This is a genomic window from Paenibacillus sp. J31TS4, from assembly GCF_018403265.1.
Classification (GTDB): domain Bacteria; phylum Bacillota; class Bacilli; order Paenibacillales; family NBRC-103111; genus J31TS4.
This window is the reverse complement of sequence record NZ_BOSI01000001.1, coordinates 2,035,165-2,059,534: the sequence shown is the minus strand read 5'-3', so window position 1 is coordinate 2,059,534 and position 24,370 is coordinate 2,035,165. Positions and strand designations below refer to the sequence as shown.

At 57.1% G+C, this 24,370-nt stretch carries 25 protein-coding genes; 18 read left to right on the top strand and 7 right to left on the bottom strand.

Annotated elements, in window-relative coordinates; all coding sequences use genetic code 11:
- Positions 1–112: 112 nt before the first annotated feature.
- On the bottom strand, positions 113–1,834 hold the full coding sequence (locus KJS47_RS09720) for a proline--tRNA ligase (RefSeq protein ID WP_213524685.1): 1,722 nt from the start codon (positions 1,832–1,834) through the stop codon (positions 113–115).
- Positions 1,835–2,239: 405 nt separating this feature from the next.
- On the bottom strand, positions 2,240–2,959 hold the full coding sequence (locus KJS47_RS09715; RefSeq protein ID WP_213524684.1) for a response regulator transcription factor: 720 nt from the start codon (positions 2,957–2,959) through the stop codon (positions 2,240–2,242).
- A gap of 148 nt (positions 2,960–3,107) precedes the next feature.
- Here KJS47_RS09715 and trmL point away from each other — a divergent pair, with 148 nt between their 5' ends.
- The 10 genes from trmL to KJS47_RS09665 all read left to right on the top strand — a co-directional run bounded on the left by trmL (position 3,108) and on the right by KJS47_RS09665 (position 12,028).
- The gene (gene trmL, locus KJS47_RS09710; protein ID WP_213524683.1) at positions 3,108–3,572 is read left to right on the top strand and encodes a tRNA (uridine(34)/cytosine(34)/5-carboxymethylaminomethyluridine(34)-2'-O)-methyltransferase TrmL; all 465 of its coding nucleotides are present in this window, start codon (positions 3,108–3,110) and stop codon (positions 3,570–3,572) included.
- A 265-nt stretch (positions 3,573–3,837) separates the two neighbouring features.
- Positions 3,838–4,077 carry an AbrB/MazE/SpoVT family DNA-binding domain-containing protein gene (locus tag KJS47_RS09705; protein ID WP_213524682.1) on the top strand — a complete coding sequence of 80 codons (240 nt, stop codon included), beginning with the start codon at positions 3,838–3,840 and terminating at the stop codon, positions 4,075–4,077.
- Positions 4,078–4,573: 496 nt separating this feature from the next.
- The gene (locus KJS47_RS09700) at positions 4,574–5,458 is read left to right on the top strand and encodes a carbohydrate ABC transporter permease (RefSeq protein ID WP_213524681.1); all 885 of its coding nucleotides are present in this window, start codon (positions 4,574–4,576) and stop codon (positions 5,456–5,458) included.
- Positions 5,459–6,292: a carbohydrate ABC transporter permease gene (locus KJS47_RS09695; protein WP_213524680.1), complete on the top strand. Its 834-nt coding sequence runs from the start codon at positions 5,459–5,461 to the stop codon at positions 6,290–6,292.
- A 53-nt stretch (positions 6,293–6,345) separates the two neighbouring features.
- On the top strand, positions 6,346–7,656 hold the full coding sequence (locus KJS47_RS09690) for an ABC transporter substrate-binding protein (RefSeq protein ID WP_213524679.1): 1,311 nt from the start codon (positions 6,346–6,348) through the stop codon (positions 7,654–7,656).
- A gap of 277 nt (positions 7,657–7,933) precedes the next feature.
- The gene (locus tag KJS47_RS09685; protein ID WP_213524678.1) at positions 7,934–8,452 is read left to right on the top strand and encodes a DUF2179 domain-containing protein; all 519 of its coding nucleotides are present in this window, start codon (positions 7,934–7,936) and stop codon (positions 8,450–8,452) included.
- 172 nt (positions 8,453–8,624) lie between these two features.
- A complete protein-coding gene (locus KJS47_RS09680) occupies positions 8,625–9,797 on the top strand; it encodes an ABC transporter ATP-binding protein (RefSeq protein ID WP_213524677.1) in 1,173 nt (390 codons plus the stop codon).
- Positions 9,794–10,462, top strand: coding sequence for an ABC transporter permease (locus KJS47_RS09675; RefSeq protein ID WP_213524676.1), 669 nt, complete (start codon positions 9,794–9,796; stop codon positions 10,460–10,462). The genes KJS47_RS09680 and KJS47_RS09675 overlap by 4 nt, the downstream gene beginning before the upstream one ends.
- Before the next feature lie 17 nt (positions 10,463–10,479).
- Complete coding sequence (locus KJS47_RS09670; protein WP_213524675.1) at positions 10,480–11,376, top strand: glycine betaine ABC transporter substrate-binding protein; 897 nt, start codon at positions 10,480–10,482, stop codon at positions 11,374–11,376.
- 22 nt (positions 11,377–11,398) lie between these two features.
- On the top strand, positions 11,399–12,028 hold the full coding sequence (locus KJS47_RS09665) for an ABC transporter permease (RefSeq protein WP_213524674.1): 630 nt from the start codon (positions 11,399–11,401) through the stop codon (positions 12,026–12,028).
- Between the two features lie 513 nt (positions 12,029–12,541).
- Here KJS47_RS09665 and KJS47_RS09660 read toward each other — a convergent pair.
- From KJS47_RS09660 to KJS47_RS09650, 3 genes are all read right to left on the bottom strand, one after another.
- Positions 12,542–13,474 carry a GNAT family N-acetyltransferase gene (locus KJS47_RS09660; RefSeq protein ID WP_213524673.1) on the bottom strand — a complete coding sequence of 311 codons (933 nt, stop codon included), beginning with the start codon at positions 13,472–13,474 and terminating at the stop codon, positions 12,542–12,544.
- A 325-nt stretch (positions 13,475–13,799) separates the two neighbouring features.
- A complete protein-coding gene (locus tag KJS47_RS09655) occupies positions 13,800–14,168 on the bottom strand; it encodes a potassium channel family protein (protein ID WP_213524672.1) in 369 nt (122 codons plus the stop codon).
- A gap of 92 nt (positions 14,169–14,260) precedes the next feature.
- On the bottom strand, positions 14,261–14,659 hold the full coding sequence (locus tag KJS47_RS09650; protein WP_213524671.1) for an ASCH domain-containing protein: 399 nt from the start codon (positions 14,657–14,659) through the stop codon (positions 14,261–14,263).
- A gap of 247 nt (positions 14,660–14,906) precedes the next feature.
- Here KJS47_RS09650 and KJS47_RS09645 point away from each other — a divergent pair, with 247 nt between their 5' ends.
- Together KJS47_RS09645 and KJS47_RS09640 are read left to right on the top strand one after the other, a co-directional pair.
- A complete protein-coding gene (locus tag KJS47_RS09645) occupies positions 14,907–15,671 on the top strand; it encodes a metallophosphoesterase family protein (protein WP_213524670.1) in 765 nt (254 codons plus the stop codon).
- Between the two features lie 118 nt (positions 15,672–15,789).
- Positions 15,790–16,149 carry a VOC family protein gene (locus tag KJS47_RS09640; protein WP_213524669.1) on the top strand — a complete coding sequence of 120 codons (360 nt, stop codon included), beginning with the start codon at positions 15,790–15,792 and terminating at the stop codon, positions 16,147–16,149.
- Between the two features lie 24 nt (positions 16,150–16,173).
- On the opposite strand, the gene KJS47_RS09635 is transcribed toward KJS47_RS09640, so the two are convergent.
- Positions 16,174–16,686 (bottom strand): DUF3995 domain-containing protein, encoded by a 513-nt coding sequence (locus tag KJS47_RS09635; RefSeq protein WP_249716216.1) that lies wholly within the window; start codon positions 16,684–16,686, stop codon positions 16,174–16,176.
- A 225-nt stretch (positions 16,687–16,911) separates the two neighbouring features.
- Here KJS47_RS09635 and KJS47_RS09630 point away from each other — a divergent pair, with 225 nt between their 5' ends.
- The 6 genes from KJS47_RS09630 (at position 16,912) to KJS47_RS09605 (ending at position 22,831) form a co-directional block, all read left to right on the top strand.
- Positions 16,912–17,451 (top strand): hypothetical protein, encoded by a 540-nt coding sequence (locus tag KJS47_RS09630; RefSeq protein WP_213524668.1) that lies wholly within the window; start codon positions 16,912–16,914, stop codon positions 17,449–17,451.
- A gap of 56 nt (positions 17,452–17,507) precedes the next feature.
- Positions 17,508–17,987, top strand: a complete 480-nt coding sequence (locus KJS47_RS09625; protein ID WP_213525049.1) for a GNAT family N-acetyltransferase — start codon at positions 17,508–17,510, stop codon at positions 17,985–17,987.
- A 197-nt stretch (positions 17,988–18,184) separates the two neighbouring features.
- Positions 18,185–18,625 carry a MarR family winged helix-turn-helix transcriptional regulator gene (locus KJS47_RS09620; protein WP_374707009.1) on the top strand — a complete coding sequence of 147 codons (441 nt, stop codon included), beginning with the start codon at positions 18,185–18,187 and terminating at the stop codon, positions 18,623–18,625.
- Between the two features lie 156 nt (positions 18,626–18,781).
- Entirely contained in the window at positions 18,782–19,768 is a 987-nt protein-coding gene (locus tag KJS47_RS09615) for a ring-cleaving dioxygenase (RefSeq protein WP_213524667.1), read from the top strand.
- Positions 19,769–20,203: 435 nt separating this feature from the next.
- Positions 20,204–21,508, top strand: coding sequence for an amidohydrolase (locus KJS47_RS09610; protein ID WP_213524666.1), 1,305 nt, complete (start codon positions 20,204–20,206; stop codon positions 21,506–21,508).
- Positions 21,509–21,526: 18 nt separating this feature from the next.
- Positions 21,527–22,831: a CapA family protein gene (locus KJS47_RS09605; RefSeq protein ID WP_213525047.1), complete on the top strand. Its 1,305-nt coding sequence runs from the start codon at positions 21,527–21,529 to the stop codon at positions 22,829–22,831.
- Positions 22,832–22,967: 136 nt separating this feature from the next.
- Here KJS47_RS09605 and KJS47_RS09600 read toward each other — a convergent pair whose 3' ends face one another.
- On the bottom strand, positions 22,968–24,275 hold the full coding sequence (locus KJS47_RS09600; protein ID WP_213524665.1) for a helix-turn-helix domain-containing protein: 1,308 nt from the start codon (positions 24,273–24,275) through the stop codon (positions 22,968–22,970).
- Positions 24,276–24,370: the final 95 nt, after the last annotated feature.

The window sequence follows — 24,370 nt, the reverse complement described above, 5'->3', positions numbered from 1 at the left end:
GGTGTCTCCAGGCTTGAGACGGTCCGGAAGGGGCGGAGGCAAAGCGTTCTCGTATTATCCTACCGAAACCGGCCGCAAAAAGGTAGCCCCCGCTCCGCCTCGGCCGGGAGGCTCACAGCCTCGCCGCCCGCTCCAGCGCTTCCGGAAGCGGAATCGTCTCCGCCTCCGGCTCGCCGCTCGTCCGCCATTCGACGAGGCCGTCCGCCGCACCGCGCCCTATGACGATGCGCACGGGCAGCCCGATCAGGTCGGCGTCCTTGAACTTGACGCCGGGCCGCTCCTCGCGGTCGTCCAGCAGCACATCCAGGCCGAGCGCGAGCAGCCGGCCATACAGCTGATCGGCCGCGGCGCGCTGCGTCTCGTCACGCGGGGCGACGACGAGCAGGTGGACGCGGAACGGCGCGACCGCGGCCGGCCAGCGGAGGCCGGATTCGCCGGCATGCTGCTCGGCGATCGCAGCGAGCAGCCGGGAGACGCCGATGCCGTAGCAGCCCATGATCATCTCGCGGCGCCGGCCGTCCTCGTCGGTGTAGAGAGCCCCGAGCGCCCGGCTGTACTTGGTCCCGAGCTTGAAGACGTGGCCCATCTCGATGCCCCGGCGGAAGACCAGCCGGCCCCCGCAGCGGGGGCACGGATCGCTCTCGCCCGCATTCCGGAAGTCGCCGACCGCTTCCAGCGCGAAGTGAACGCCGGGCCGTACGCCGCTCAGGTGATAGTCGGCCTCGTTCGCGCCCGTGACCGCCTCGGCCATCGCGGCGGCTTCGAGGTCGGCGAGAATCGGGATCGTCAGCCCGACGGGCCCGGCAAAGCCGACGGGAGCCCCGGTCACCTGCCGGGTCGTTTCGGCGTCCGCGAGCTCAAGCGACTCGCAGCCGAGCTGCCGGGCGAGCTTGACCTCGTTCGCTTCCCGGTCGCCGCGCACGAGCAGAGCGACGGGCCGGCCGTCCGCCACGTAGATCAGCGTCTTGACCAGCTGGCGGGGCGAGAGGCCCAGCTGCTCCGTCAGCTCCGCGATCGTGCGCATGCCAGGCGTATGCAGCCGCTCTGGAGGTGTCGCAGCATGCGAGGGGGCGTCCGTCTGCTGGAAGCCGTTCGCGTCTGCTGCCTCCGGCGAGGCAGCCTCGGCCTTCTCCAGATTGGCGGCGTACGAGCAGGCGGCGCAGCTGACAATCGTATCTTCGCCGGACTCTGCAAGCGCCATGAACTCATGACTGCCGCCCTCGCCCCCGATCGCGCCCGAATCGGCTTCCACCGCCCGGTAGTCGAGTCCGCATCGGGAGAAGATCCTGTGATACGCTTCCTCCATAGCCCGGTAGGTGCGGTCCAGCCCCTCCCAATCCGGATCGAACGAATACGCGTCCTTCATGACGAATTCACGGCCGCGCATAAGCCCGAACCGGGGCCGCCGTTCGTCGCGGAATTTGGTCTGGATCTGGTAGACGGTGAGCGGCAGCTTGCGGTGCGAATGAATCTCGGCCGCGACGAGCGTCGTCACCACCTCCTCGTGGGTCGGCCCGAGCGCGAACGCGCGGCCGTGCCGGTCCTTGAGCCGGATCAGCTCGGGGCCATAGATGCCGTAACGCCCCGACGTCTCCCAGAGCTCGGCCGGCTGCATGGCCGGCATCAGCAGCTCCTGGGCTCCGATGGCCTCCATTTCCTCCCGGATGATGGCCTCAATCTTCTTCATAACGCGCAGCCCGAGGGGCAGGTACGTATAAATGCCGGCGGCGAGCTGCCGGATGTAGCCTGCCCGCAGGAGCAGCCGGTGGCTGATCGCTTCCGCCTCCGCCGGGTCGTCCCGCAGCGTGGGGATGAGCATATGCTGCTGGCGCATGTCGATACCCTCCTTGATGATCTTCTTGTGAATGGCGGCGGCTGCCGAATGCCGGATGGAACGCAAAAAAACGCATTCGTCAGGGACGAATGCGTTCGTGGTACCACCCTAATTCGACCGGCTCGCAGGCGCAGCCCGGTCCGGTCCTTGCTTGAGATAACGGGCCGGTGGCCCGGCTGCGGTTGCTCCGGCGCGGGCGCACCGGAATGCCCGCAGCAGCTCGCAAGGCGGGACCCCCGCCGCCGGATCGAAGAATCTCGCAGCCTCGGATTCTCTCTCTGGGCGCCCGGTGGGGCGGGGGGACCTTGGTCGCAGCTGATGCCGCTCATTCGATTGGTCCCTACCTTACTAGATTTTTCCTGCCCGGTCAAGAGGAAGAAGGGAGGGGAGGAGACTCGCCCCCACTTACCGGGCCGCCTGGGCAGGATGGGCAGCGGGCTCGCTCAGCTTGTAGCCGACGTTGCGGATCGTCTTGATGTATTCGGGGGAGCGGGCGTTGCGCTCAATCTTGTCCCGCAGGTGACTGATGTGCACGTCGACGATGCGCGTATCCCCGAGAAAATGGTAGTCCCAGACGCCCTGGAGCAGCTGCTGGCGGCTCAGCGCCTTGCCGCTGTGCCGGCACAGGAACAAGAGCAGCTCGTATTCCTTGGGCGTCAGCTCGATCGGCCGCTCCCGGACTGTCACTTCCCGGCGCACCGGACAGAGGCGGATCTCGCCGAACTGCAGAGGCTGCTGCTCCCCTTCGGGCGGCAGGCTCCGCAGCCGGCGGAAGATCACCTGGATGCGCGCCACGAGCTCCTGCGGGCTGAACGGCTTCACCATGTAATCGTCGGCGCCATTATCGAGACCCGCTATCTTGTCCGACAGGTCCTGCATGGCGGTCAGCATGATGATCGGCACCTGGTTGCCCTCACCGCGGAGCTTGCGGCACACCTGCAGGCCGTCCATCTTGGGGAGCATCAAATCGAGCACGATCAGATCGGGGCGGAAGGTACGCAGCTCCCCGAACACCGCCTCGCCGTCGGATACGCAGCGGACCTCATAGCCGGCCTGCTTCAGGTTGAAGTCGAGGAGGAGAGAGATGGACGGCTCGTCATCCACCACCAGAATTTTGTGTTTCATCGCGCGATCCACTCCTTTACCGCTTTAGTTGTCCCCATTATCCCAAGCGGAGATCATCCGCGGATTAACGCTTCGTTAACCGAGTGTAAACATTTGCGCCAAGCGGTTTTGCGGTATAATAGGAGGGATTGTGAGGTGAACCGACAACATGGCTTTTCACATTGTGCTGGTGGAGCCGGAAATTCCGGCCAACACCGGGAATATCTCGCGTACCTGCGCCGCCACGGGCACGCATCTGCATCTGGTGCGGCCGCTCGGCTTCCGGACGGACGACAAGACGCTGAAGCGGGCGGGTCTCGATTATTGGCATGCCGTCAAGCTGGAGTACCATGACTCGTTCCAGGAGGTCAAGGACAAGTATCCGGACGGCCGTTTCTTCTGCGCGACGACCAAGGCTTCGCGGTCTTATGCCGACATCGAGTTCCGCGACGGGGACTTCCTCGTCTTCGGCAAGGAGACCAAAGGGCTCTCTCCGGATATCCTCGCCGCCCACCCGGATACCTGCATCCGGATTCCGATCAGCGGCGACGTCCGTTCCCTGAACCTCAGCAATTCCGCGGCGATCGTCCTGTACGAGGCGCTGCGCCAAACCGGCTTCTCCGGCTTGACCTGACAGGCGGCTCGGCCCGCTTTTGGCCCCGGACGGCCAGCCTCCCCAGCTCTTCGGGTGTCCACGCCCGGAGGGCTTATTTTATTCGTATTGAGAGCGCATACGGACCAAAAAGAGGGGTCGTTTTCGAATGGCTATTGGATAGCAGCCACATCTTTTGTTAGCTGCTATAGCAACAGCAGAGAATAAGGCTTCCATTCGCATTCGGAATGCAGCCTGGGGCCCCTATATGGACTACTATCTCGATATCGAAAGGGGAATTATCAAGGTGAAGCCAGCAGGAATTGTACGGAAGGTGGACCAACTGGGCCGGATCGTCCTGCCCAAATCGCTCCGCAGCCGGTTCAAAATGAACGAGGGAGACTCTGTCGAGATTCTCGTGCAGGGGGATCAAATCATCCTGGAGAGGTACCGCCCGCGCTGCGTCTTTTGCTCCACACTCGAGGACGTCATGGAATTCAAGGAAAAACACATCTGTGCGGCATGCATGAGGGCCGTCACCAGGTAACACGGGCCGCCCGCACATGCGTCCGGCCGCTTCCCGCGGGAGGCGGCGAGCGACGCCGACCGCCCTTGCCATCTCCGCGGGCGGCGCTTATTCGGCCACCCTCGTCAACATACTCGCGCCGCGTCCGGCGCTTATTAAAAAAGCATCCGTCCCTCGCGGGACGGATGCTTTTTTGTCGTGCGCGCTTACAGGCCGCCCGTCTTATCGTCGTTGTACGCCGCAGTCAGGATCGCCACGATGAACAGGATGAAGACAAGCATACTGATCCAAAAAGTCATAGACAAGAGAGGCACCCCCCGTAACAGTCATCTCCGAACAATGTCGATGTTTGGTACTCCAACTTCTATTATACCCCAAGACGCCGCAATTAGAAATCCATAGTTGCAAACATTGCGATCAATGCCGAATGGGCGTTTAGCTCCCTGTCCTTTTGGGGTAAGAAGCAGGGTAACCACCCCGCGCCCCGCACTAGAACTATTGGACAAGGAGGGATCCGATGAACGGAAAAACGAGACTCGGCAATTGGGCGCTGCAGTGGGTGTTCACCGGACCGGCGCTGCTCTTCTTCGCTGTCGTGGTCGTCGTCCCGTTCCTCCTGAGCATTTACTATTCGTTCACCGAATGGAACGGCGTGTCTCAGGACGTAAAATGGGCGGGCATCAGCAACTTCAAGTACATCCTGACCGAGGATGGCGGGTTTCGGAGATCGTTCTGGTTTACGATCCGCTTCACGGTTACGATGGTCATCTTCACGAACCTGCTTGGCTTCGTGCTGGCCCTGCTTCTCACACAAGGACTGAAGACGCGGAACGTGCTGCGCACCGTCTTCTTTATGCCCAACGTCATCGGCGGCCTGCTGCTTGGTTTCATTTGGCAGTTTATCTTTGTCAAAGGCTTCTCCACCATCGGTGAAAAAACGGGGCTCGGATTCTTCGAGCTGCCGTGGCTGGGGGACGAAACGACAGCCTTCTGGGCGCTTATCATCGTCAGCGTCTGGCAGGGGGCCGGCTATCTGATGATTATTTACATAGCCGGATTGATCAATATTCCGAAGGAGCTGACGGAGGCGGCGACGATCGACGGCGCGAGCCGCTGGCAGATGCTTCGCAACATTACGCTGCCGCTTGTCATGCCGTCTGTAACCGTTTGCTTGTTTCTGGCGATCTCATGGGCGTTCAAAATGTTCGACCTCAACCTGTCGCTCACCCAGGGGGGACCGTATGGCTCGACCGAATCGGTCGCGCTGAACATCTACCAGGAGGCGTTCCGCAACAACCGGCTCGGTCTCGGCACCGCGAAGGCGCTTATCTTCTTCCTCGTCGTCGCCGCCGTATCGCTCATTCAGGTGACGATCACGAAGCGAAAGGAGGTCGAGGTGTAGATGGATGCGAAGCGGTACTCTCCCCGCACGCTCATACTGGAGATCCTCGCCATCCTGCTCGGCCTGCTGTTCCTCGTCCCGTTCTATTTTGTCATCGTCAACTCGATGAAGACGTTCGGGGAGCTGCTGCGCAACACGGCGAGCCTGCCGGAGGCGTTCTATTTCGGCAACTATTTGAAGGTATGGGAGATCATGAAATTCCCGGCAGTGTTCATGAACTCGCTGATCATCACCGTGTGCAGCAACATCGGCCTCGTGCTGATCAGCTCGATGGCCGCCTACCGGATGGTGCGCCACCCGTCGAAATGGAACAATCTGCTGTTCGCATGCTTCGTCGCCGCGATGGTCATTCCGTTCCAGTCGATCATGATTCCGCTCGTCAAGGTGGCGAGCTCCGTCGGTCTCTTGGGAAGCGTCTGGGGTCTGGTCATCTGCTACTTCGGGTTCGGGGTCTCGCTGAACCTGTTCCTGTACCACGGCTTCATCAAGTCGATTCCGCGGGAGATCGAGGAGTCGGCAGTCGTGGACGGGACAACCCCGTTCGGCGTCTTCTGGCGCATCGTGTTCCCGCTGCTTAAGCCGATGACCGTTACGGTCGTCCTGCTGAACAGCCTGTGGATCTGGAACGACTTCCTGCTGCCGCTGCTCGTGCTGAACAACCCGTATTTGCGGACCATTCCGCTCGCCACTTACGCGTTCTTCGGCCAGTACACCAAGCAGTGGGATCTCGCTCTGGCGGCGCTTGTGCTGGGTGTTCTGCCGATCATTCTCTTCTTCCTGGCGCTGCAAAAGCACATCATCGAAGGCATCACGGCCGGTTCGGTCAAAGGCTGATCAGCCGAACCGGATGCTGGAACCAATCCAAGACAAAGAGGGAGGTCATTCGCATGAACAAATGGATCAAACCGGGACTTGCCCTGACGGTGGCGGCCGCGCTCGCCGCCGGCTGCTCGACGGCTCCCGATTCGGGACAGGGGGGCGGAAGCACGAACAATGGGGGCAGCTCCGGAGGGGGAGGCACCAAGACAACGATCAAGATGTTCCAATTCAAGGTCGAGTTCGCCGATCAGCTCAAAAAGCTGGTGGAGGAATACCAGAAGGAAAACCCGAACGTCATCATCCAGGTCGAATCCGTCGGAGGCGGCGCCGATTACGGCGCGGCGCTCAAGGCGAAGTTCCAGGGGAACGACAAGCCGGATATCTTCAACAACGGCGGCTATAACGAGCTGGACCTGTGGATGGAGAATTTGGAGGATCTGTCCGATCAGCCTTGGGTGAAGGACCTCGTCGACGCGGCCAAGGAGCCGATGACGAAGAACGGCAAAATCTATGGTCAGCCGCTTAACCTCGAAGGCTACGGATTCATCTACAACAAGGATTTGTTCGCCAAGGCGGGCATTACCGAGCCGCCGAAGACGATCAGCCAGCTCGAGGAGGCGGCCAAGAAGCTGCAGGCGGCAGGGATCACGCCGTTCGAGAACGGCTACGGCGAATGGTGGGTGCTCGGCAACCACTTCGCGAACCTGCCGTTCGCGAACCAGAAGGACCCGAATGCGTTCATCGCGGGCCTTAACAGCGGCTCCGAGAAGATCCCGGGGAACCCGGTGTTCGACCAGTGGGTGAAGCTGTTCGATCTGCAGCTGCAGTACGGCAACAAAAACCCGCTGCAGACGGACTACAAAACCCAGGTGACGGAATTCGCGACCGGCAAGGCAGCGATGACGCAGCAGGGCAACTGGACGCAGACCCAGATCACCCAGACGAATCCGGACATCAAGGTCGGCTTCCTGCCGATGCCGATCAGCGACGATCCGAGCCAGGACAAGCTGCCTGTAGGCGTTCCGAACAACTGGGTCGTCAACAAGAATTCTCCGGTCAAGGAGGAGGCCAAGAAGTTCCTCAATTGGCTTGCAACGTCCGAGACGGGCAAGCGGTATATGGTCGAGGAATTCAAGTTCATCCCGGCCTTCAAGAGCGTCACTGCGGATGAGCAAAAGGTCGGCCCGCTCGCGGCGGACATCATGAAGTATGTTAAGGACAACAAGACGATGACCTGGAACTGGTTCAAGTTCCCGGGCGGCGAGGCGAGCAGCAAAAAATTCGCCGACGCGATGCAGGCGTACATCGCCAAAAAACAGACAAAAGAGCAGATGCTGACGAACTTCCAACAGGCGTGGGATAGTCTGAAGACCAAATAACCCCTTGCAGGAAGAGCCTCCGGCGGCGGCCGGAGGTTTTTTACATCCCTTGCTTTAGACACCGGGAATTGGGGTATGGCTAATACAGAAGGGCCGGGAGACCTGGGACCTAAGCGGTCGGCTATCCAGGCGGCCTATGCTAGCGACTAACGGTTTTTCGTCCGCGCCGCGGCTCGGGGGGAGGCGTCTACGTATTTGAGGCGCAGCGATTCCCCACGGACAACTTATAGGACGGGACGGAGACGGCGCTCCGGGAGAGCGAGCAGGGAGGAATCACTTGACGGGACTTACGCTTATCGGAACGATCATTGTCATCAATATCGTCTATGTCACGCTGTTTACCATCCGGATCATCCTGGTTATGAAGGCCCGGCAGTTTCTCGCGACGTTCATCAGCATGGTGGAAGTATTCGTCTATCTCATGGGGCTGAGCATTGTGCTGAACAACATCGACGACCCTTTGAACCTGGCGGCGTACTGCATCGGCTGGGGAGGCGGCGTCTGGCTCGGCATCAAGATCGAGGAATGGATCGCCCTCGGCTATTCCATTCTGCAGATTGTCGTCGACTATGAGTCGACCTCGCTGCCGGATAAGCTTCGGGATAAGGGCTTCGGCGTCACCAGCTGGCTCGCCGAAGGGCGGGATGGCCCCCGCCTGATGATGCAGGTGCTCACTAGACGAAACCAGGAGAAGAAGCTCATGCAGGACATCCAGGCGCTCGCTCCCAAGGCGTTCGTCATTTCGTACGAGCCGAGGACGTTCCGGGGCGGCTTCTGGACGAAGCGGATCAAGTAAAAACGATCGGATTCCATCAGTTTTTTGTAACTTTTTTGCAACTTTCGTGCATAAAAAGATCATTTATGCTAATATAGTTCGAATATTCGGTATTTTCAGTTGTTCCTCCGCGTGTATGAAGCCCTCGGGAAAATACCCATACTACTAGAAACCAAAGAGGTGGTTGCTTGCAATGATTCGATTCGACCATGTCAACAAGACGTATGAAGACGGTTTTGTCGCCCTGAAGGACATCAATCTCGAATTCAAAGAAGGAGAGCTCACCGTTCTCATTGGTCCGAGCGGCTGCGGAAAAACCACGTTGATGAAGCATATCAACCGGTTGAACAATCCGACCAAAGGACGGGTGCTCATCAAAGACAAAAACATCGCGGAGATCGACCCTGTCAAGCTGCGGAGAAGCATCGGCTATGTCATCCAGAACGTCGGGCTTTTCCCCCACATGACGATCGCGCAGAACGTGGCCGTCGTGCCCAAGCTGCTCGGGTGGGACAAAGAAAAGATCGCCCGGCGCGTCGACGAGCTGCTGAAGCTCGTCAATCTCGATCCGGACACGTACCGGAGCCGGTATCCGTCGGAGCTGAGCGGCGGCCAGCAGCAGCGGATCGGCGTCATCCGAGCGCTGGCGGCCGAGGCGGACATCATCCTGTTCGACGAGCCGTTCAGCGCGCTCGACCCGATCAGCCGGGAGCAGCTGCAGGATGAGCTGGTGCGGCTGCAGCAGGATTTGAAGAAGACGATCGTCTTCGTCACCCACGATATGGACGAGGCGATCAAGATTGCCGATACGATCGTCCTCATGAAGGATGGGGAAGTGATGCAGACGGGTAGTCCGGAGCAGATTCTCCGTCACCCTGCCAACGACTTCGTCAAGACGTTCATCGGCACGAAACGCCTCTATGCCGAACCCTCCGAAGAGACCTTCCTTGTGGACGACGTTATGGCGTCCCATCCCGTTACCGCGTATCCGACACGCGGTCTGGCCGAATCGATCAAGCTCATGCAGAAGTCGCGCGTCGACTCCCTGGTCGTCGTCGATCGGGCGGGAGAGCTGAAGGGGCATGTCTCCATCTTCCAGGTGCTGGACAAATACCGGGAGGAAAACCGGACGCTCGCCGACCTGATGAAGCCGTTCGAGTATGTGGTCGAGGTCGGGACGCCGGTTTCCGTCGCCCTGAACCTGCTCAATGACCACAGGCTGCCGTACGTGCCGGTCGTGAAGGACGGCAACCGGTTCGTCGGACTCATTACCAAGGGCAGCATCGTGCGCCATCTGGCCGAGGTCTATACACCGGCAACCGAAGACGCGGTTCCGGTCGTTCAGGACGAGGTGGTGGCGGAATGAGCATAACCGATTATTGGGACTTCCTCGTCAGCCGCCGTGCCGACATTTGGACGGCGTTCCTCGACCATCTCCAGATCACTTTCTGGGCCGTTCTGCTCGGGTGTATCGTCGCCATTCCGGTTGCGGTGCTGCTCGTCGGCAACCGGATCAGCTGGGTGAACAGTCTGGTCTTCACCATTGCGAACGTGCTGCAGACCATCCCCAGTCTGGCTTTGCTTGCTATCTTGCTTCCGCTGATCGGCGTCGGCCGGACTCCGGCGATTCTGGCCTTGTTCCTTTATTCGCTTATGCCTATCCTGCGCAATACGTACACCGGCTTCCAAGCGGTGGACCGGAACGTGCTGGAGGCGGCGAGAGGAATGGGCTACAGCAGCGCCCAGCGGCTGTTCCAGATTCAGATGCCGCTCGCGTTCCCGTACATCATGTCGGGCATCCGGGTCACGACGGTCTACATCATCAGCTGGGCGACGCTCGCCACGCTGATCGGAGCCGGCGGTCTCGGCCAGCTCATCGTCTCGGGAATGGGAACGAACAAGAAAGAACTGATTGTGACCGGCGCTCTGCTCGCCGTTCTGCTCGCGCTCGCCGTGGACTTCGTCCTGGGCCGGATCGAGAAGTGGATCACTGTGCGGGTGAAGTCCGAGCCGGTCGCGAATACGCAGTAGCTTAAGGGAGGAACAAGATGAGAAGACGAAGCAAACGATGGTTGCTCGGAACCGTTCTCGCCGGCGTCCTTCTGATGACGAGCGGCTGCGGACGGGGAGATACGATTCTGATCGGCGCCCAGACGTTCTCCGAGCCCAAGATCCTGGCGCAGATGTATAAGCTCTTGATCGAAGACCGGACCGACCTGAAGGTCGACGTGCTGCCCGATCTGGCGACCAGCCCGGTCGTCCTTCAGGCGATGAAGAACAATGACGTCCAGATGGGGACGCTCTATTCCGGGGAGATCTTCAACAATCACTTCCCGATCGAGGACACCAAGGACCGCAAGCGTGTCCTGGAGCAGGCCCAGCAGGGCTTTGACAAGTACTTCAATCTCAAGTGGTACGATCCGCTCGGTTTCGAGAATACGTACGCGTTCACCGTCCGCAAGGAAGTCGCCGACAAGAACCAGTACAAGAAGATCAGCGATCTGACCGCCAATGCCCAGCAGATGCGGCTCGGCGTCGATACGTCCTGGCTGGAGCGGACGGCGGACGGCTATCCGGCGTTCAAGCAGCATTACAACATGACGTTCGGCAAGACGCTTCCGATGGAGGTGGCCCTCGTCTACAAGGCGGTTGCCAACAACGAGGTGGACATCGTCCTCGCGTATTCGACCGACTCGCGCCTGAAGGAATACGACCTGCAGACGCTGGAGGATGACAAGAAATTCTTCCCTCCGTTCGACGCTTCGCCGGTCGTGCGCAAGGATCTGCTAGAGAAGCATCCTGAGATCAACGACGTGCTCCAACTGCTGATCGGCAAGATCGACGCCAAAACGATGGTCGATCTGAACTACGAGGTGGACGTCAAGAAGCGGAACGAACGCAAGGTGGCCGAGGACTATCTGAAAAACGTCGGCCTGTTGAAATAAAGGAAGGAGGAGGTGTGAAGCTATGAGTATGTTCCTAACCTACGTGGGCGAGAACTGGGCGTATCTGCTCGAACTGACGTACCAGCATATCGTGATGGTGTTGCTCGGGCTGGTGCTGGCGTTAATCGTAGGCGTGCCGCTCGGCATCGCCGCCGCCCGCTACCGCCGGCTCTCCGGCCTTATCCTGGCGCTTGCCAATATCATTCAAGTGTTCCCGAGCCTGGCGCTGCTCGTGCTGCTCATGGTCATGTTCGGTCTCGGCTTCAATACGGTCGTCATCGGCCTGTTCCTGTACTCCCTGCTCCCGGTGATCCGGAACACCTACGTCGGGCTGACCCAGGTCGGCGCTCCCATCCTCGAGGCGGGACGAGGCGTAGGCATGAGCTCGCTGCAGCTGCTGACCAAGGTTCAGCTGCCGCTCGCGCTGCCGTTCCTGATGACCGGAATCCGGGTGGCGGCGGTCATCGCGATCGGGGTGGCCACCATCGCTCCTCTGATCGGGGGCGAAGGGCTCGGCCGGGAAATCTATGCCGGCATCAACATGGATAACCAGGCACGGCTGTATGCCGGGGCGATCCCGGCGGCCATCCTGGCGCTGCTGGCCGACTTCGTGCTCGGCCGGCTGCAGCGGCGGATGAAGCTGGGGCGGTAGGGGCTCCGCAAACCCTCCCTCCAGCCGCTGTTGATTTTGGGAGCCTTGAATAAAGTAGACAGCGGTTGGCTCCCAAAATCAAAGGCGGACGCTTCGCTCTTCCGGGAGGGATAGCTCCGCAGGCAATGGGGGGATTGCTCCGCGGGCGCTCCGCAAACCCTCCCTCCAGCCGCTGTTGATTTTGGGAGCCCTGAATGAATTAGATAGCGGTTGGCTCCCAAAATCAAAGGCGGACGCTCCGCTATTCCGGGAGGGATTGCTACGCAGGCAGTGTGGGGGATTGCTCCGCGGGTGCTTCGCAAACCCTCCCCCAGCCGCTGTTGATTTTGGGAGCCTTGAATGAAGTAGACAGCGGTTGGCTCCCAAAATCAAAGGCGGACGCTCCGCTCTTCCGGGAGGGATTGCTACGCAGGCAGTGGGGAATTGCTCCTGCAACAAAAATAAGCGCAACGGTCCAAGGACCCTGCGCTTGTTTTTTGTATGGGCTCTATTCCCTTTTCTTACTGATTTCCTTTAGCAATCACAAGACTTATACCACACAAACATGTTGCCAAGCAGTTGAAACCCCGCCTTATCATATACTCGCATGGCATCGTCAGGCACCGGGTCCAGGGTCCATAAACCACCGTGATTAATATAAAGCTTTGAAAGCCCCATCTCTCGCAAGAGGTGCATGCACTCATAAAGTAAATTCGTGGCCAGTCCCTTTCTTCGGTGGCTTGGTGCTGTCCCGAACGGTTCAATAATAGCTAGATGATTTACGGTGTCGTGCCACACGTTTGCAAACCCAACCACCCGTTCTTCCTCATCGACCACCACTAAATCCAGTTCTCGCTTATACGTCGGACTACTCATCAGCCGCTGGTATACAGCCATGGTCGGTGCTGTCAGCCCGGCTGAACCGCCCATGATGGTTACTTTTTGCTCCAAGTCGCCATCAGCGAGCGGCCGAACACGGAAGCCAAGGGGAAATTGAGGTGCTGGAAGTTCGGATTCGAGATCCATTACGCCAGAGTACATGTACCAGGTATGTTTGGTGTACCCCCTAGCTTTCAAGATTTCTACCCGAGCCGAATCTTCTTCATAAGCCCAAACATACACTTCCGTTCCTGTCCGATCCTCTAACAACGTCGGTGCGCAATAGTGCTGCTCGGCCCAGGCAAGTATTTCATCCTCAACACCAACATAGTCGGGTCCTGTTATGCAATAAAGGATTCGATAATGCCCTGGCCAAATGGCCCCTATAATCGTACCGTCTTTCGATTCACATATTATTACTTTTCTTGTGAACTCCTCATCGAAGGAGCGGATATAATCCAAATCTCCAAGACTTGGATAAAACCGCTTCTTTGGGTTCGCAAACTTTTTGGCAATTAGAGTGCGAAGTGCCGAGTAATCCTGTTCATTCGAAAAAGGCCGGAATCGGACATTCTTTACTTGATTCATGAGTTTCACGTCCCTATTTTACCGTGTCGATGAATTCAAACATACGCTTACAATCGCTATTGAAATTGTATAAGATAATTCTCAACACATTCAGGGATAACACAGCTAAAACTAAAAAATACTGCGGTGATAGATGGGTCTGGCCTTTTATTAATTTGGCTCTGTTAAATTATGATGGCTATGTATAGGTAAAACGCTTCTCTTAAGAAAGAGAAGCGTCCGGTGTGATCTGCGAGTCCGTTGCAGAGGGAGATTACCTCTGTTTCGTAATAATCAACTATCAACAATAAGGTTTAATATAGCTTTTGTTTTTATACAGGTGGAGCTACTCGGTTCTAGACTTCTTAAGCTTGGAAGCTCTCGGCGGGTCATCCTCCGGCTGCTTGATCAGCGCATAGGCGATGTAGCCGATCAAGCCGAGGAACACGCCGGTACCCACAATAATATAGACCATGGTAAACACCTTGCCGAGCGCCGTCTGAGGTACGAACGTCGGATGCCCGACCGTGCTGAGGGTCGCGACGCACACGTACATAGCGTCCAGAATCGTCAAGCCTTCCTGCCGGACATAGAACATGGTGCCGGACAGCAGCAAAATCAGCACGACCACGAGCAAAGCCTGGAAGTTTTTTAGGTGGAACGCCTTCCAGAGCCCGCCGATCAGACGCTTCAGGGTCAGGATAAAGGATAGCATAATGGCGGATCCTCTCTTTCTCAAAACGAATGCAGATTCGCAGATGTCCAAAAGCGGATTCCAACATTATAGCATGCCCGTCAGTGCCCTTTCTAATCCGCTGCGGCCGGCTTAAGCTGCTTAGTTTGCATCATGTCGGGGGCAGGCTCCGGGATTACCTTGACCGTAATGGCGACGGTTCCCCACTGCGCTTCCTGCTCGGGCGTATAGATGGTATAGGTGCTGCGCAGCATGTCTTCGATGGTTTCATTCGATGAATCGAATGCCTCGGCGGGAACGGCTTCGTACATGGCCCGAAATGTGGGATACGGATGAACGGCGAGCACCTCGGTCAGCAGCGTCTCGGCTCCTCCAGGCAGTAGAGTGAACCGGATGGTGTCTCCGGGTTGGACCAGCCTTCGCTTTTCGTCATACAGGCGGACCTCGACGGTTTTCCTGCCCGCTTGCATAGAACGGAACGGCGATTCGTATAACCCCATCTTGTGTTTCATGTGAGGCCTCCTTAGAACAGCAATGGCTTCATTATAATAGAGCTCGTTTGGCTTGTGAAAAAACGGGATGACACGAAAAAGCGGCGAGGGGAGTGCGCCACGGACGATACGGACGGGAGCGGCCCTGGGAAGTGGTCCCCGATTTCTGATAAGGACCTCAAGCGAAAGCAGGTTGATCGGCGAACCTTTGTTCGATATAATCGCTATAGGAAAGAAATGGATATTTTAGAGAGAAAGAAGGGAACTTATGCGTCTGGCGGTTTTGTCCGATACGCACGGCAATGCGGTCGCCTTTGAGGCGGTAATCCGAGATTTACATAAACAAAGTCCCGATGCGGTAGTGTTCTTGGGAGATCTGGTCATGCGAGGCCCGCAGCCGGCGGAATGCGTCGAGCTGCTGCAGGGGCTGAACCCTCTCGTCTCGGTACGCGGGAACCACGACCAATATTTCGCACGTTACCAGAATCCCTCGGACTGGCAGCCCAAAACCGCCAAGGGAGAGTTGAACCTGCGGCATTTCATCTATAACACGGGGCTGCTCTCCAAGGAAGAACGGAATTGGATCGGCGGGTTTCCGACTGAATTCCTGCTGCAGGACGGCGCCTTCCAGGCTGAGCTGTACCACGCCTCTCCCGACTCGTTGGCCAAGGTCAGCTGGCCTTGGTCGACACCGGATGAGTTGGATGAGCTGCGCAAGCATGAGAAGACCCGGCTCGTCCTCTACGGGCATATCCACCATGCTTTCGTTAGGAGTGTATACGGACGCGTCATCGTTAACAGCGGAAGCATCGGGTTGCCCTTTGACCGGGACAATCGCGCGAGCTACTGCATCGTCGATTGGGAGGGAGACAACCTGTCCGCCCAGGTCCGGCGGGTCTCCTATGATATAGACCGGGTCATCCGCATTGCGCGAGATCGGGCGATGCCGGATGCCGATCTGTTCGAGCTGGCGGTGCGCCAGGCGGTCTTCCCGTATGCTATGCAGACTGCGGCCGCCGGTGTGAGCGGGTAGCGTTTGGCAGGAGATAGCCTGAACAGTCACAGGTATTAGGTAAATAAGCAAACCGGGCAGAAGCCCGCAGCCTAAATAGCATGAGAGTTCATAGAGTGGCGGAAGGGAAGGAACGGCTATGTGGAAACGAATCGAATGCGTGGCCATTTATACGGAGGATCTGGAAAGCTCGATCGCGTTCTATGAGTCGCTGGGCCTGACCAAGGCGTGGGAGGCTTGGCAAGACGAGGAGCGCCGATGGAAGCTCGTCGGCATGAGATACCCGGGCGGGAATTCCGAGCTTGTTTTGAAAAACGACCCGAGCCGCAAGTTCGCGGAAACGGAGATTGTCGTGAAGGACGTGCGGGAGACGTATCGGGCGTTATCCTCCCGCACGGACGTTCATTGGATTCGCCCCCCTTTTCCCAACTCGCTTGGAGGGCATGTTGCCGTCATGCAGGCGCCCGACGGCAACGTGTTCGTGCTGGTGGGCAGCTAGACGAGCTTAGCCGCTCTTCAAGGATTAAGCCTTGGCATGGGGCCGCTGCTCCGGCGATCTCGGGTTGCGGAGCCGATTATTCCGGTATCTTTTGCTGGCCATGACATACAGCACGCCCCCGACGATCCAGAATGGCTCCCAAAATAACAGGCGCCAATACTTCGCGTACGAGTCTATACTGAGCTCCAGGATACCTAAAATCGACATAAGGATGGTCGAAAAATTCAGCAGTCCGTACAGAGCGATCAATAGGCCGCCGATGAATCCGGCGTAATAAAGCCCTTGGCCGATCCATTTTCGCTCATAGGGACGTCTGCGAAGCATAGCTGCAAGCAGCAGCGCGCCCCCGACTTTGATCAAGCCCGTGATCCAGACGAGTGCGAGAAAATCGGGCTCCCGAGTCAGGGCCCTCTCATAAATTTGGCCGCCGAGCGACAAGACACCCAGCATGCCGCCGGCCGCCCAGTAGAAACTCATCAACGCAAAGAGCACGGACCAAACGATGCCTGCATAGACCGGCCAAGCGCTTTTGGACAAGGGGAGTTCTCTCCTTTCGAATGGCGGATAGTCGTTCCCTTCATGTTATTGGTGAGTTTAGCATAGATTCGGTATTGGAGTGTACGTGAAGAAGAATAGCAGGGTCTAAAGAACTATCGAATCAAGACATGGTTTTTACGTATGCATCCTCAACTATTAAAGCTTATATAACTGCATTTTTCTTTTGTCAGCTCCGCGTTTATTAACTCAATTTTTTGGAGGTATATGCGCACTACTAGGGTTGTAATAGTATGTTTGATGTTGCTTTTATTGGTATCATGTCAAACTTCCCGTAATGGAAAGGCAAGCGTTGAAGAAGAGCTTTTAAGTAAAGGATTCGAGAATTTGAAAGTAGTTTTTCAGGAGAATAAAGGGGAATACACTATCGTATTCTTTGAAAATGATAAGGGTCTTAATATTGCTATGTTTACTAATGAAGATTCTAGTTATAACTTGTTATCTAGTGGCGGAGTCCTGTCGCTTGATATGCCGGATGCTAAATTATCAAGGGGATATTTGTATGATGGGGGCAGCAGTAAATCTAACGAATTTCAGGTGCTTTATGGCTCTGCAGATCCCGCTATACATAATATTGATATCCGGTATTCATTAAATGGGAATAATATAAATCAGAAGGTTAGCACGAAAGACACCTCTCAAAAATATAAAATTTGGTACTTGATTACAAAAAAGAGTAAGTCTTATATAAACAATGTGAAAATGAAAGGCGTTTCTATCAATGGAGAAGTTATATACGAAGACTAATAATTGCTCCTTTTCTTAACATAAGAGACATTTATGGGCTGAACTAGAGGTGAATGATGAATCTGGTGACTTTAGATAAATTGCCGCGGTTGATGGTGACGGAGTTTTTTATTACTCATTGGGGAAGTCCAGAGATGGTACTCTCCAGTGGCATCTATCCATGTGATGAGCTGGATGGATTCGCGATCCTCGAAGACGATGGAGCAATAGCTGGGCTGCTGATTTACGTTTGGGATGGGGCGGACTGCGAAGTTATCTCTTTGGACAGCCTGAAGGAAAAGAAGGGAATCGGCACTCATCTCCTGCAGGCAGCGGAGGAGCGGGCTAGGCAAGCTGGCTGTCGCCGGATGAAACTGATTACGACCAATGACAATCTGCATGCCCTCGGGTTTTATCAAAAGAGAGGGTATCAGCTGGCTGCCCTGTATGTGAATGCCGTAACACGAGCAAGGGAGCGAAAACCTAGCATCCCGCTTGTGGCGGATAACGGGATTCCCATCCGGGACGAGTTTCTTTTGGTCAAAGAACTTCTTTAGAACGGCATCACTGGGATAGAGGCCGTATAGGGAGGGTACGGTTTGGACCTTCCAGGCGATGACGACGCTTGGAGGCGATCGATGCTGAAGTGGCTTGTCCTCTAAGAGCCCCAAGTTTTCGCCCCAACGCCAGCAAACCTTGACACCTTATCGGTTTAGGTATAAACTGAATTCAAGAAAGGAGGGGAGGGAACAGAATGACAAAAGAAACCAAATCCGGGGGCAGTTCATTGAGGTCAAACGAGCGGCTGGAGCTGCTGCTGTGGTTCCGCCTCTCCAGGTTTTACAACAAAAGCATCCAGCGGTCGAACCAGCATCTCGGCCGGTGGAACTTGACGGCGGCCCAGTTCGACGTATTGGTGCAGATCGGCGCGAAGGAGCGCTTGACCCAGCAGGAGCTGGCAGACAAGCTGCTCGTCACCAAAGGCAACATCAGCCAGCTGCTCAAGAAAATGGAGAGCCTCGGCCTCGTCAAGCGTGACCAGGAATGGAAGACCAAGTATCTCTCGCTTACCGAACAAGGAAAAGCGTTATTCGATGAGGTCGTCCCCGAGCAGGAGCAAGTCCAGGCTGCCCAATTTGGCGGCTTGAACAAGGAAGAAAAGAAGCAGCTTTTGGATCTACTGAAGAAGCTATAGCCCCAGAACGCTGTACACGGAAACCTGTGTACCGAGAAACCCGAAAACCGAGAAAACCAGTATACCGAGAAAACTCGTAACCTAGAAACCTGTACCGAGAAACATGTATACCGGCATTCCTATAAACCAACCATACCAAATGAAGGAGGCAGAATTATGGCATTCTTAGGCATTCACCATCTATCCGCATTGACCACAAACGCCCAGAAAAACGTCGAGTTTTATACGCAGGTGCTCGGTCTTCGTCTGGTGAAGAAGACGGTGAACCAGGACGATCCGTCCGTGTACCATTTGTTCTACGGAGATGAGAAGGGCAGTCCGGGTACGGAGCTGACTTTCTTTGAAATTCCGATGCTTGCTAAGACCCGGGAGGGCGGGAACAGCATCTCGGCGGTTTCGCTCCGGGTACCGACGGATCAGTCGCTGACTTACTGGAAGGAACGGCTGGATGCGCACCAGGTCGAGCGCGAAGAAATTGTCCAGCGGGCAGGCCGCGCTACGCTGGCATTTCGGGATCCGGAAGGCCAGCGCCTCGTGCTCGTCTCGGACGAACAAAATCGGGGCGTGCCGGGCGGAGAGCCATGGGCGAAGAGCCCGGTTCCGAGCGAGCACGGCATTCGGGGGCTCGGACCGGTGAAACTAGCTGTGCCGCGCCGCGGGCCGACCGAGCAGGTGCTGACCGAGGTCATGGGCCTTCGGTTGTCGGGAAGCTACCCGTCCGATGTGCCGGGACAGCCGGACATCCTCGTGTATGAGATGGGAGAAGGCGGCACGGGCGCCGAGGTTCATCTCGAGGAGAGAACCGATCTTCCGAGAGAACGGCCGGGCCGCGGGAGCGTTCATCATGTGGCGTTTCGGGTCGCGACCGAGGAAGAGCTACGGGCGTGGATTCCCCGGTTGACCGAGGCGGGGTTAGCTAACTCGGGCTTCGTCGATCGCTTCTACTTCCGCTCGCTGTACTTCCGTGAGCCGAACGGCATCCTGTTCGAGCTGGCGACGGATGGGCCGGGCTTCGACACGGACGAATCCCTGGAACGGCTCGGGGAGACGCTTGCCCTTCCTCCTTTCCTAGAAGGGAAGCGGGAGCAGATCGAGGCGCATTTGAAGCCGCTGCATCTCAATCCGCCCCCTCATAGACCGTAACGAGTCGGCGGTACGGGACGATATGTAAGAAATGGCCAGCCTCCTGAGTTCCGCTTTGGAACAAAGGAGGCCGGCTGCCATCTGATTGGGATGATCCCCTTGGGTAGATAGGGAAACCAGCTCCGCATGTCGCGGACCTCCCTATAGACCAGGGGATTTTTTCTTGAGAGGGATATAACCGGAGAACCGGTAACGAGGGAACGAGAAGCGAGGGAACGAGAAGCGAGGAGACGACCGGTCGGATCCAACCACAGCAGGCGGGTCCGGGAGAAAGGGTTAGTCTTGTCAAAGGACAGCAGCCGGTCCGGTCAAATTAGCAGGCGGTTGAGGGAAGTATTGACAATGAAGCCGGGCTCCCTCTATAGTTAATAAGGAACATAAAAGGAATAATTCCTATATAAAGGTTCTAGGACTTGGCAGGAGATGATAGAGACAATGAATCTCAGTCAGCAGGTTCAAGCATTGAAAGAACAGTTGGTGCAATTGAGGAGGGACTTCCACGAGTTCCCCGAATCGGGCTGGGTGGAATACCGGACCGCGGCGATCGTTGCCGAGCAGCTGCATCAGCTCGGCTATCACGTGTACGTAGGGGAGGAAGCGGGAAAATCCGAATCGCGCATGGGCGTTCCCCCTGCTGCTGTACTCCAGCTCCACGAAACGAGGGCGGTCTCGGAGGGAGCCGATCCCGCGTGGATCGAGCGGATGAAGGGCGGACATACCGCGGTCGTCGGGGTTATTCGCACCGGGAAGCCGGGGCCGGTCCTTGCCCTGCGATTCGATATGGACGCCAATGATCTGACCGAATCGGCCAAGCCGGAGCATCGTCCCGTTACCGAAGGCTTTTCCTCGCAGCACAAGGGGACCATGCACGCTTGCGGCCATGACGGGCATACCGCCATCGGCCTTGGGGTAGCCCGCTTGCTGAACAACCATCGGGACGCGCTTTGCGGTGAAATCCGGCTGCTGTTCCAACCAGCGGAAGAGGGAAGCCGGGGAGCCAAAGCGATGGTGGATGCGGGATGGCTCGAGGGCGTCGATTATTTCTTCGGCGGACACATCGCCTTCCAGAGCAAACGGCTAGGCGAGATCGTCGCCTCGACGAACGGTTTCCTGGCGACGACCAAGCTGAATGTCGAGTACACGGGCAAAGCGTCTCATGCCGGAGCGGCTCCCGAAGAAGGCCGCAATGCGCTGCTGGCCGCCGCAACCGCCTGTCTGCACTTGAATGGAATCAGCCGCCATAGCGGGGGCGCCACGCGAATCAACGTCGGAAGGTTGGAAGCAGGGACGGGCCGCAACATTGTGGCCAACCGGGCGACGATGCAGCTGGAGACCCGCGGCGGAACGACCGAGCTGAACGAGTATATGAAGCAGGAAGCCATCCGCATTCTCGAGCATGCAGCCATGATGTACAACGTGTCCTGCGAGTGGGAAATCGTCGGCGAAGCGCCCGGCGCGCAAAGCAGTCCGGAGCTTATTCCGCTCATCCGGCAAGCCGCCGAGCATATGGGCAATGTCGATGCTATCGTTCCCTCAAGGGATTTGGGCGGTTCGGAGGACGTCGTTTACATGATCAATCGCGTTCAGGAGCAAGGGGGCCAGGCTTCTTACTTGTTGTTCGGGACGCCGATCGACGACGGGCATCATCAAGAATGCTTTGATTTCGATGAAGAGGTTCTGCTCATCGGAACGGAGCTGCTCGCCCGAATTGTTCTTCTATGTCAGGAAGAGAATGGTTAACGAATGGAGGAGAAAGCCATAGACCGGCCTATGACGTTTGTTGCGACCGGGGACAGCTTTATTACCCGCAGATTGCCGTCCCGGGATGCGGATTCTTTTGTTGGCGTATCGAATTTGATCCGGCAGGCGGATGTCCGCTTCACCAACCTCGAGGTCACGCTCGAGTCAGCGGAAGGAACGCCTTCCGCATTAAGCGGAGGGACTTGGGCCGTCGCTTCCCCCGATGTCCTGCAGGATATCCAGGCATACGGCTTCAATATGATTGCCTGGGCCAACAACCATACCCTGGACTACTTGTACAGCGGTCTGCAGGCTACCGCCCGCTATCTGGATCGCTATGGCTTCCTCCATGCCGGTGTCGGCCACAATTTGGCGGAGGCAAGCGCGGTCAAGTATTTGGAGACGGTTGCGGGCCGAGTGGCAATCATCGCGGCCACGTCCACCTTTCACGAGTTCTGGCTCGCCGGCGAGCAGCGCCCCGACATGAAGGGGAGGCCGGGTATTAACTCGCTGCGTTACCAGGCAACCCATACCCTCTCAGCACCAAGATTGGAACAATTGAAAGCGATTGCAGAGACGGTGGGGATCAATGCCAAAAAAAATCTGGCCCGGTTGGAAGGTTTTTCGCCCGCCTCGGATTCGAATGTCTTCGAATTCGGCGACTACCGCTTTATGGCGGGGGAGAAGGAGGGCCGATCTACCGTGCCCCATGAAGGGGATCTGCTCCGGATGCTCGCCAGAATCGAGGAGGCCAAAGGGCAGGCGGACTATGTTCTGGTCAGCATCCATGCGCACGAAATGGATGGCGAGGCCAAGGAGAAGCCTGCCGAATTCCTCAAAACCTTTGCCCGGCGGTGCATCGATCAGGGAGCCCATGCGGTTATTGGACATGGCCCCCACATCGTCCGCGGCATTGAGCTGTACAAGAACCGGCCGATCTTTTACAGCCTCGGCAATTTTATCTTCCAAAACGATACGGTGTCCCGATTGCCGGCGGATTTCTACGAGAAGTACGGGATGGGCCACTACGACCACATCTCCGCTGTTCTTGATAAGAGAAGCAACCACGATACGAAAGGGCTGGGGGCAGACCCGAGGGTGTGGTCCTCGGTCATTCCGTATTGGACCATGCACAACGGAGAATTGACGGAGCTCGTTCTCCATCCCATCCAAATTGGCTACGGGCAGCCGAGGCACCGGCGGGGCTGGCCGGAGCTCACGGAAAGGGTGGACATTCTGGAGGAGCTACAGCGATTGTCGGCTCCATTCGGAACGATTATCGATATTGTGGGGAACGAGGGCCGCGTGAGGATTCCGCACTAACGGGGAGGACGCGGCCGATTCGGGATCCCGGACGGTCCGCTCCATCTGGTAGAGTCCCGTCCTCTCTATGAGGAAACTAGGAAACCAAAAAACGGGCCAACCGCTGCAAAGCGGTCAGCCCGTTTTAAGAAGGAACTCATGCAAGCGGCGAAATCCGGTAGATTTTGCTTGGTCTGCCGCGATTGGTTGGCGCTTCTTCCCCGACGACAACGGCCAGATTATGCTCCACCATGTCCGTCAAGATCCGGCGGGCATTCCGCTTGGTCATGCTTAACGACTCGGCGATCAGCGTGGCCGTTATGGCGTCCCTCCCCAGGTTTTTCTGAACGGAAAGCAGCTTGTTGTACGTGGTAATCGTAATGCCCGCTTGCTTCAGCAGCTCGATCATTTCAAGATCCTCGGTCCGGATATTAAAGTTGATGCTGGTCGCATGCTGCAGCGGACCCTCGACCTCGCCGGTATCGCGAACCAGAATGGCGACATAATTGCCCGCACGTTTGGCGTGCTGCATCGCCAGATGCGCGTTTCGTTCGGCCGCTAACGCCGTTACTCCGTAGCCGATTCCGATGTTCATCTTCAAATCGGCGAGGAGGGCCAGCTTTTCCAGCAGCACCGAGGGAGAGGCGAGCGAATCGTCCTCGAACGCTCCGCGTGTCGTGAACACCAGGAACTTGCCGTTGCCGAGCGCGACGAACGCCCCGGACAGCTTTTCCACGTGATCGAGAATGACCTCCTGGAACTGGAGATCCAGGCGCCGAATATCGTAGGAGCTTTTGCTCTGTCCGATCAGTTTCTCGGGCTCCTCGACTTGAACGAGCATGACAGCGATTTGCGATTTTTGAAAATGCATCGTTTCGCCGGCGGTGCTGGCCAGATGGAGCATCGTCCGGATGGTCATGCGGTTCGGCTGAATCCGGTATACGGGGATTCCTTGGGCCTTAAGCTTCTCGTAGACGTTGCTGATGCAGGTGACGCAAGCATCCACCTGTCCGTCGGCCAGCAGCTTGCTGTGGAACGCCAGCAGCTCGGACTCGGGCTTGAAGCCGGTATACGGCAACAGGTGGACTTGCCCGCTCGCAAGACCCAGCTCCGTGCACGTTTCGTGGAAAGGCTGCTCCTCGATCGTATCCAGGCTGATGCGGTCAAGCGGAATCCGGTCCCGGTACACAATTTCCAGCAGTACCTTGGTCAGACTCGACCCGTTCAACTGCGGGAAGAACGCTCTTTGCTTAAGCGGCTCCTTCGTCGCGATGGAATAGGGAGCTTGGCCGGAAAAGACCCAAATGTCCATCTCCTGCTCATTCTGTTTGACGATATCGCTCGTCTCGTTAACAGAATGGTAAACAAACGGGAGGAAGCTTAATTTGTCATGAAATTCGGTGCCTATTTCCATAATTAAATCGATCGAATCCTGGGGACCCACGACGCCGACTTTGGCTATCATCCTGTTCATTCCCTTCCAAATCCATCACCCACTAATAAGCTTTCTTGATCCTATTATAACTATTGACACTATTCTAGCACATCGCTTATATTTAA